The sequence below is a fragment of the Pseudomonas citri genome, assembly GCF_025336485.1.
Taxonomy (GTDB): domain Bacteria; phylum Pseudomonadota; class Gammaproteobacteria; order Pseudomonadales; family Pseudomonadaceae; genus Aquipseudomonas; species Aquipseudomonas citri.
The window spans coordinates 109,061-116,120 of the sequence record NZ_JAODAB010000019.1 but is presented as its reverse complement, the minus strand read 5'-3'; the positions used below and the strand labels follow the sequence as shown (position 1 = coordinate 116,120).

The window sequence follows — 7,060 nt, the reverse complement described above, 5'->3', positions numbered from 1 at the left end:
CACTCGTAGCTCAGCTGGATAGAGTACTCGGCTACGAACCGAGCGGTCACAGGTTCGAATCCTGTCGAGTGCACCATTTAAGAGTTGTTCTGCAGCAATGCAAATAACTTGGCTTCAACCAGTTGTGATCTGGTATAAAACCACAACCTGCACTCGTAGCTCAGCTGGATAGAGTACTCGGCTACGAACCGAGCGGTCACAGGTTCGAATCCTGTCGAGTGCACCATACACCAAAAAGCCCGCGTCTAACGCGGGCTTTTTGCCGTCTACGATTTGCCTTTCACACAGCCTCTTTCATCGAACACGATCTCTGCGCTGCGACCTTTTTTGGTTTTGTAGGTGTACTGTGTGCTCGAATTCCTGACTTTGATCGAGTCGGGCTTGCCCAGGGCGCTTTCCACGTCTTGCTGGGTCATGCCGGCAATCACTCGTCGGTCCATGATGGCTCTGCGGCGTTGGTCAGTGCTGATGAGATTCCCGCAACGGTCTTCTGATCGACCGATGACAGCCGCTTCCTTGCGGCTGTTTTTGTTTCCGGATATTGGTCGATGTGCGGCTTCAGGCAGCAGTGGCTCGATGGTTCCGGGGTGGTAGGGGTGGATCTGCTGTAGCGACAGATCCTCGTCCGGGGCGCAACTCAGTGTCGTGAAGGTGACGTGCCCTGCGATATTTTCGCAGCGATGCACGGTTTGTCCGGCGGCCCATAAGGGCAGGCAGGGTAGGAAGGTGAGTAGAAACAGGTAGCGGCTGGCAGACATCCTGCGTCTTCCTTGACGATGAAAAAGAGAAGGGTAGTCGCTGCATTTTCGTGAGGGCGCGTGTTTTCTTTTCCGGATGAGTCGCCTCCATGATGCTGGTTCAGCCCGCGTTCAGGTTTGAGCCGCAAGCGCTTGTTCTTGCCGTGATTTTTTAACGTCTTTAAGCGTTAAGCAGTGTATGATTGCGCCCGTCAGCCCCGCCGGGGCTTTGGAAAATTCCCATGGACTTACCCAGTAGTTACTCAATATCTCGTTTTGCCAATCATGAATTAACTGATTGATCCTTCCGGCGTGCTCCACTGCTGGGAGTGGAGTTCGCCTATGACTGAAGTAGAAGTAAAGAAAACGCAAGAAAGCCTTCAGGACCGTCTCGCTCAAGTCGTTGAGCTGCTGCAGCGCCAGCGGGTTGTCGAAGACCTGACGCATCGCCAGGAAGGTGCGCATCATGACCGGGTCGAGAACCTGGTCCACCGGCAGAACCTCGTCGAGCTGCAACGCAAGCTCGATGATCTGCACTCCGCCGACGTCGCCTACATTCTTGAAGCCTTGCCACTGGAAGAGCGTCTGACGGTCTGGCAGTTGGTCAAGGCAGATCGCGACGGTGACATCCTGCTCGAAGTGTCGGACTCGGTTCGGGAAACCCTGATCGCCGACATGGATGATCACGAGTTGCTGGCGGCGGCCAAGGAAATGGACGCCGACGAACTCGCCGACCTTGCTCCTGAACTGCCCCGGGACGTTGTCCACGAACTGATGGAGGCCCTCGACGGCCAGCAACGTGAGCGTGTGCGCTCGGCGTTGTCCTACGACGAGGAGCAGGTCGGTGCGCTGATGGACTTCGAGATGGTGACGATCCGCGAGGATGTCAGCCTTGAAGTAGTCTTGCGCTATCTGCGTCGACTCAAGGAGTTGCCAGGCCATACCGACAAGCTGTTCGTGGTCGATTACGACGGCGTGCTCAAGGGCGTGCTGCCTATCAAGCGCCTGCTCGTCAACGATCCTGAGAAACAGGTGGCCGAGGTCATGGCCAGCGATCCGGTGAGTTTTCACCCGGAGGAAGATGCCTACGACGCGGCACAGGCATTCGAACGTTATGACTTGATTTCCGCGCCAGTGGTCGACAAGAACGGCAAACTGATCGGCCGTCTGACCATCGATGAAATGGTCGACCTGATTCGTGAGGAGAGCGAAAGCGAAGTCCTCAGCATGGCGGGTCTGCGCGAGGAGGAAGACATTTTTGCCTCGGTCTGGAAATCCCTGCGCAACCGCTGGGCCTGGCTGGCAATCAATCTGATCACCGCTTTTGTCGCCTCGCGAGTCATCGGCCTGTTCGAAGGCTCCATCGAGAAACTGGTGGCGCTCGCGGCCCTGATGCCTATTGTGGCCGGTATCGGTGGTAACTCCGGCAACCAGACCATCACCATGATCGTCCGGGCCATGGCGCTGGATCAGGTCAGTACCGGCAACACCTCGCGCTTGATGCGCAAGGAACTGGCGGTGGCGCTGATCAATGGCGTGATCTGGGGGGGCGTGATCGGCGTGGTGGCATACCTGCTCTATGGCAGTTGGTCACTGGGAGTGGTCATGACCGCCGCGATGACACTCAATCTGCTGCTGGCCGCCTTGATGGGTGTATTGATCCCCATGACCCTGGCTCGGATGGGGCGCGACCCGGCCATGGGTGCCAGTGTGATGATCACGGCCATGACCGACAGCGGCGGGTTCTTTATCTTCCTGGGACTGGCGACTGTTTTCCTGCTTTGAAACACGCGCTCCAACAAAGCCCACCCATCTGGTGGGCTTTTTTATGAGTGATGCCTCAAGGTCAAATTCAAGGCAAAAAAAAGCCAGCGCAGGGCTGGCTCGAATATCTGTGATGGAATCAGGACGCGTCTGCGGCCATTTCAGCATCATGGGCAATCAGCGAAACGAGGGCGTTCTGCTGGCGATGAGAGAGTTGTCGGAAGCGTTGAAGCAACTCGCGCTCATGCAGGGACAGCTCGGGGCTGTCCAGACGCATGCTGAGCTCTTCACCTAGCGCGCCTTCCTGGATGAGACTTTGCTCAAGGCGCGCAATGATTTCGGAGTTCATGCTGCGATGATGATTGCGAGCCACCTCGGCAATGCGTTCACGCATTCCGTCTGGCAGACGTACGACGAACTTGTCAGCCGTACGGCTGGAATAGATTGCCTGTTTCAATGGGCGCATATATTTAACCGGTTAGTTCAGGGGAGCGGTTCTCGGGATTGGCCGCAGGATGTCGATAGGACAAGCTCCGCAGCCAAATGTTCAACCTGAATTGTTAAGAGGCCCGCATCATGCCTCAAAATTGCCAGATCATTGGCGCCAATTCTGTGACAAATTCTGATCCGGGTAAAGGCGTTATGCCAGTACCCTTCATCAAAAAATGCGGACTGGTTTGAAAAAACACCAGGTCTGCAGGGTGTGACCATCACATCGTGTCGATGTGCCATACCGTTTGGCGGTTAAGCAAATGGGGCCAAATCACCTACTGTCCTTGTCTTGTATAGGATAGTGGCAAAATGCCGATTTACTAGGATGAACGGGTCAAGAAAGATGAGCGGTGGCCAGGATTTCGTGTTGCGAGCTGCAAACCTTCTGGGGCTGCACCATTTGCCTACACTTAAAAAGCCATTGCGACATGACAAACGCAGGGTTGGCCGTTAACATGCACGCCGTCCTTTCGTGCCACGTTCTGGTGGTCGACTTGTGTCTCAGTAGCTCAATTGGATAGAGCATCCCCCTCCTAAGGGGAAGGTTGGCAGTTCGAACCTGCCCTGGGACACCATATAATTCAAGGCCTTTAGCATTTTCTGATCCCGTCCATAGGTTCTTGTGGGTGCAGAGTGGGTGCAGTGGAGGCTCATGCAGCAGTAGACTCCGTTCAGACCTTTGTCTGTCGGGGTTTTTTTATGCGGTTTGCTTTGCGTTTGGCGGGAGAATCGATAGATCAAATGAGTTTTCGGCTTGAAATGCTGGCGCTCTTCCTCCCTCCCTGTTGAGCATTCCTTAATCGGTGAGCGATAAGCGAAATGAAAAAAATGGTCGTGCGGGCATGGCTGAAGCAGGCTTCAAAATAAAAGGCCCCGCTCTGTATTCTTGGGCGGGGGCCTTTTACGTCTCATTGATTGACTAGATAGCAGTGGGGATCATCTATGTAGGAGATCTCCCACCTCTCACAGCGCATCTTGCTCGCTTTCGGGTTCACCTTCCCCGGTGCCGTCCTCTTGAGTGCGCACCCAATGGCCGGCAAAGGTTCCCGAAACGCCGCAATACTCACTTGGAGCGGACGACGTAATTATTGCTACTGACTCTCCGATTACAACGTCAAAAGTCTCGCCAGTGGCTTTTTTATTGTTATCTACAACTCGCATTGAGGTGGAAAGCTTTCCATTTGATTGGATTCTAGCTACGGTATTTTCCATAGCCCAAACATCGCATTCATGATGAGTACTAGTGTCTACAGTTTGGATATGAACAGCAAGAGGTTGAACTGGGCTGCCATGTGTTAGTTCGTTCGCAATAAGCATTTTTCCAGCATATCCGCCTTCTTGGAAGGAAAAGTAAGTAAATTGCTGAGAGAATGCAAAAGTGGAAACACTTGAGATTGCAACAGCAGCGAGACATTTTAACATTTGCATACACGATCCTTTTCTAAAAAAGTTCACAAGGTCGCATTGGTGACGACTCTAGTATTGTGGTGTTAGAAGAAGCTTTGGTTGTGATTGTTAGAGTACTTTGAATATCAACTTATAGCTTAAATCAAAAAATCTTGGATCGACGGCTATGACCCTGTCATTCAGCTCGCCCATCTGTTGCCCTTTAGCCATAAAATAAGTACCCTCCATTTTTACTCTTTTGCCATTCAGGGCTTTCAGTACATCCAGCTCCTTCCCATCAACGCCAGAAATTTGTACTAGTCCAATTCCGTATTGTTCACCTTTAAGACCTTCCGACTCAAAATACAGCCAGTCTTTCCAAGGGCCGACGCCTGGCTTGATGTGTCCTATGAACCGTCCGTTCTCTCGCTCGTATTTTTCAAGACCCTGTATCGCATACCCAGGGGTTGCGTCAATTACATAATCAATCTTGGTGATTGGGGTGTCTATCGCAACATCCTTTGCATACGCTATTGTTCTTTCTGAAACTGCACCGGCCTTAATGAAAGCATTGGCAATGCCGGTATTCTTGAGGGAAGTGGCGTATTGTGTAAGATTTATTTTTTGCATGAACAGAATGTTCGGGTTGCCAGCAGTGCCTCCAGATACACCGCCGGTTTTGAAAAATTCATAAAGCGTCTTGTCCAGGCTATAACCTGCCTGTGCGAATGCTTTGTTCATGTACTTTGCATACACATATGATTGTTCTGGTGTTGGGAATGCTGACTTCGCGACTCTGGACATGTCGTATTTGAAATCATCCTCATAGCTTTCCTTGAATTCGTTTACAATTTCCTGAGCCGCCGAAAGAGTTAGCGGGGCAGGTAACAAAGCAGCATGAGACAATGAACATAGCAGTGTGAAACAGAGCGTCGTAAAAAACCTGAGCATATCCAACTTCCTTATCAGCATTAAAGTTTAATGTTTGTGTAACGGTGACGCTGCATGTAAAAGCAATCAATGACGGATCTGATTGCTCGACAGCCTGACACCTACGGTTATGGGGATGAGCACCACTATCGCAGACTGATACCAAGTGGGCTGGCTATGGCTGAGCAGACTGGTGTCCAGGGTTTCGCCAAAAAGCTGATCATAAAGCACCCGATGTCACGATTAGTGTGTTCACGATTAGATCACATCGCCACATCATCTGGGAATGCCTTCTTCCCTACGTCATCGCTTTGGTCATCGTGTTCGTGAACTCCGTCTTGCCACAGGCATGACCCAGGAGGAGTTCGCTGACAGGTGTGGTTTCGCTCGGACATATATGTCTAGAATCGAAACTGGCGGGGCCAATCCTAGTCTCGATGCAATCAATACTCTCGCAGTTGCTCTCAATACCGAGCTATCAGATCTTTTTGCGAGTCTTTGATTTCTGCTACCTAACGCCACTGCCTGGCTGCCACATCTCCCGCATTTTTATAAGTTCCAATAGTGCTGGCTAGTTAAGATTGGGGGACGGCTTAATAAAAAACTGTAAATCATGACTATACCCAACAAGGGAGTGGTCCATGATAAAGACATGCCTGAAGTGCAATCAAGATATATATCAGCTTTCCAATCAGTGGCGAAGTCAGAAATATTGTTCTGATAGATGTCGAAAGTCCGCTTTCAAAAAGAAAAAATCTGTACAGCGGCGGGTTGAGCAAAGAAGGGCAAATATGCTTCAGAACTACGAGCACTTGTATCTTGTATATCAGTGTCGAAGAGCTGGGACTGTACAAGTGCTTTATGGTCATGATTATGACTCATTTGCCAAAACTATGGCTTTAGTAAAAAACAGGCCTAAACTTGACGTAGATCTGTGTCATATCTTTCCTGTTAAAGAAAAAAGTCGAACAGGCTTGTTTCATCATGAGAATCTTTTTTATGGGGGTAAGTATCAAAATCAGAAGCTGGGCAATAGATCATTTGGAGTAGGTCGATTCATCCATAACTCTCTGCTTTTGACGGAATGGGCAGTGGGGTCTAATGACTCAGCTAATGAAGTGCTGATAAAAATCGAGAGGTATCTCGGTTCTATCATGGTCCAATACTTACAAGGCTTGCCCGTAAGGAAATCACCCAAAGTTGTTTTAGCGCAAAAGATTGCTCATTTGGATGCGAAGAGAAATTTTGAGGATTTGATTCGGGCTACATACTCCGATCTTCAATCGATGATGCATATTTTAACTAATCAAGTGCAGTTTAGATTGCCTGTAAAGGCGCGGCAGTCAAAATATATGAATTATCTTGATGAGCTGTCTAGGTTTATCTCTTACAAGGATAGTAATTGCACGTATCTTAAGGTCGTGCGAAAGCTGATGTTTATAGGTTACGTGTGTTTAGCAAAGGTTAAAGCGAGCAATACCTTTAATGCACAACTGGTGCCGAAGTATTATGACTTTATTTTGCCATGCTCAAGTGCGTGCCTGAGAGCTGATGAACTTTGGTCTGAATTCAAGGATTTTATGTATGATACGGCTTTTTTTGCTCTGCAAGGTAAGCGAGTATCGTTGCTTTATCTTGTGCTGACCTTTTACAAGTACGTTGATTTCAAGTCAATCTTTGCTGATAAAGCCCTAAGTCGCAGCTAACTTGGTATATGCATGAGATATAAGCTAGCGCAATCATATTGACAA

The 7,060-nt window shown here is 49.8% G+C and carries 7 protein-coding genes and 2 tRNA genes; 5 read left to right on the top strand and 4 right to left on the bottom strand.

The window, feature by feature from the left end; genetic code table 11:
• The first annotated feature begins 149 nt into the window (after window positions 1–149).
• Window positions 150–226 (top strand) — tRNA-Arg (locus tag N4Q37_RS19865).
• A gap of 40 nt (window positions 227–266) precedes the next feature.
• On the opposite strand, the gene N4Q37_RS19860 is transcribed toward N4Q37_RS19865, so the two are convergent.
• On the bottom strand, window positions 267–758 hold the full coding sequence (locus N4Q37_RS19860) for an outer membrane protein assembly factor BamE (RefSeq protein WP_260961259.1): 492 nt from the start codon (window positions 756–758) through the stop codon (window positions 267–269).
• Window positions 759–1,079: 321 nt separating this feature from the next.
• On the opposite strand from N4Q37_RS19860, the gene mgtE reads away from it, so the two are divergent.
• A complete protein-coding gene (gene mgtE, locus N4Q37_RS19855) occupies window positions 1,080–2,522 on the top strand; it encodes a magnesium transporter (protein WP_260961258.1) in 1,443 nt (480 codons plus the stop codon).
• 118 nt (window positions 2,523–2,640) lie between these two features.
• Here mgtE and N4Q37_RS19850 read toward each other — a convergent pair whose 3' ends face one another.
• The gene (locus tag N4Q37_RS19850; RefSeq protein WP_003178899.1) at window positions 2,641–2,967 is read right to left on the bottom strand and encodes an Arc family DNA-binding protein; all 327 of its coding nucleotides are present in this window, start codon (window positions 2,965–2,967) and stop codon (window positions 2,641–2,643) included.
• Window positions 2,968–3,491: 524 nt separating this feature from the next.
• Between N4Q37_RS19850 and N4Q37_RS19845 the strand changes: the two genes are divergently transcribed.
• Window positions 3,492–3,568: transfer RNA gene (locus N4Q37_RS19845), tRNA-Arg, on the top strand.
• 388 nt (window positions 3,569–3,956) lie between these two features.
• Here the strand turns inward: N4Q37_RS19845 and N4Q37_RS19840 are convergent.
• Together N4Q37_RS19840 and N4Q37_RS19835 are read right to left on the bottom strand one after the other, a co-directional pair.
• On the bottom strand, window positions 3,957–4,421 hold the full coding sequence (locus tag N4Q37_RS19840; RefSeq protein WP_260961254.1) for a hypothetical protein: 465 nt from the start codon (window positions 4,419–4,421) through the stop codon (window positions 3,957–3,959).
• 87 nt (window positions 4,422–4,508) lie between these two features.
• Window positions 4,509–5,330, bottom strand: coding sequence for a hypothetical protein (locus N4Q37_RS19835; protein WP_260961253.1), 822 nt, complete (start codon window positions 5,328–5,330; stop codon window positions 4,509–4,511).
• Between the two features lie 265 nt (window positions 5,331–5,595).
• Between N4Q37_RS19835 and N4Q37_RS19830 the strand changes: the two genes are divergently transcribed.
• Window positions 5,596–5,811 carry a helix-turn-helix domain-containing protein gene (locus N4Q37_RS19830; RefSeq protein WP_122421293.1) on the top strand — a complete coding sequence of 72 codons (216 nt, stop codon included), beginning with the start codon at window positions 5,596–5,598 and terminating at the stop codon, window positions 5,809–5,811.
• Window positions 5,812–6,100: 289 nt separating this feature from the next.
• A complete protein-coding gene (locus N4Q37_RS19825; protein ID WP_260961252.1) occupies window positions 6,101–7,015 on the top strand; it encodes a hypothetical protein in 915 nt (304 codons plus the stop codon).
• Window positions 7,016–7,060: the final 45 nt, after the last annotated feature.